At 66.2% G+C, this 1,854-nt stretch carries 1 protein-coding gene; it reads left to right on the top strand.

Features of this window, described 5'->3' with window-relative positions:
* Positions 1 to 184 precede the first annotated feature (184 nt).
* Positions 185 to 1,690: a family 16 glycosylhydrolase gene (locus tag ACOADB_RS04770; RefSeq protein WP_378596786.1), complete on the top strand. Its 1,506-nt coding sequence runs from the start codon at positions 185 to 187 to the stop codon at positions 1,688 to 1,690.
* Positions 1,691 to 1,854 lie beyond the last annotated feature (164 nt).

The following is a 1,854-nucleotide window of genomic DNA, read 5'->3' as shown; positions in this document are numbered from 1 at the left end:
GAGAGCCACCCCCACGACGTCGAGATGACGATCGAGGCTCCGAACTACCACCGCTGACGCCCACCCCGGTCCTGGGGTGAAGGTTGCAGTCGCACGTTTCGTGTTCGCACGGCGCGCGAGCGTGGTAGGACTGGCAGACCCCCCGTCTGTCCCGCGCTCCACCGCTCTGTAGGAGAACGCTCCCGTGCGACGTTTGCATCTTGTTGCCCTCTTCCTCGGCCTGCTGGGCGTCCTGACGCTTCCGCTGGTGGCCCACGCGGCCGCTCTTCCGAAGCCCACGCTCACTCTCACAGCAACGTCGACCCCCACGGTGGGCGGAGATGTCACGCTCGCCGTGACCTCCACCGGCCTGAACACCGGGGACACCATCACTCTCGAGAAGTTCAACGGCCTGCTGTACAGCGCGGTGGCCACGGCTCCGGCCTCTTCCACCGGGACGGCCAGCTTCTCTGTCCCGGTGGCCAACACCAAGGCCGTGAAGTACCGCGTGAGCGTCAAGGCCAGCGCGACGCACCAGGCTGCCACCAGTGCCACCCTGACGGTGACGGGAGTGCTGGCTCAACCCGTGCTCACGCTCGCGCTTCAGGGCGATGCTGTCGTCAACACCCCCACCACGCTGGTGGCCACGGGAACTCATCTGGCGAACGGTGAAGCCGTCAAGCTGGAGAAGTGGGGTGGCCTCACCTGGGGCACTGCCGGGACTGCTCCGTACGACGCAGTCAGCGGGCGGGCCGTCTTCACCATCACTCCCGCCAACACGAACGTGGCTCGGTACCGTGCGACGGTGGTCAAGACGACCACTCACGCTGCGGCGGCCAGCCCGGAACTGCCGGTGACTGCGCTGGCCACTGCACCCGCCCCTGCACCGACCTGTGGCACCACTCCCGTGGTCAAGGCGGACGGCACGCCCTGGGTGTGCTCCTTCGGTGAGGAGTTCAACGCCAGCGAGCTCGACCGCACGAAGTGGACCCCTCAGACCAACTTCGTCAACGGCCGCCTGTACAGCGAGGGTCCTCCCTACGCCTACGCGTGCTACATCGACGACCCGTCGGTCATCAGCCAGTCCAACGGGACGCTCAAGCTCACCACCCGCAAGATGGCGTCCAACGTGCCCTGCCCGAAGTCTGCGGACAGCTCCAAGAACATCCCCGACGTGCCCTATGCCTCCGGTCAGGTGAGCACCTACGCCAGGTTCAACCAGGAGCACGGCCGGTTCGAGGCCCGGATGAAGTCTCCGGAGATCTCGCCTGACTCCCCGACCAAGCTCCACGAGGCCTTCTGGCTCTGGCCGGCCGTGGAGGCTGGGGAATCACTCTTCCCTGCCACCGGTGAGATCGACGTCAGCGAGACCTACTCGGAGTACCCGACCCTGTCGGTTCCCTTCCTGCACTACAACGCCACCGGGCCGACTCCGTACAACGGGAGCAACGCGGGCGTGGCCAACACCGCCTGGGACTGCGTGGCCAACCGGGGTGCCTGGAACACCTTCACCCTCGAGTGGGACGCCGACAAGCTCCAGATCTGGGTCAACGGCACGCTGTGCATGGTCAACACGTCCGGGAGCGCCATGCTGAACAAGAAGTACATCGTGGCCCTCACGTCTGCGATGGGACGAGCCTCGACCGGCTACGACGGCATTGACGCCGGCCCCAAGACGCTGGAAGTGGACTACGTCCACGTCTGGAAGTAGATCGCCGATCCTCGCTGAGGCCTGACCCATGCCTCGGATGTCCGTCCGGGTGACCGCCGGCGGTCGTTGGGGTCCGCGCGAGATCCCGCGTCAGTTCTGGAGGAGACGATCGCCGCCCTGCGCGGCCAGGTCACGATCGTCATCGTCACGCACAACATGCAACA

It is taken from the genome of Nocardioides sp. CPCC 206348 (genome assembly GCF_048654705.1).
Classification (GTDB): Bacteria; Actinomycetota; Actinomycetes; order Propionibacteriales; family Nocardioidaceae; genus Nocardioides.
This window is presented reverse-complemented; position numbering and strand designations above follow the sequence as displayed.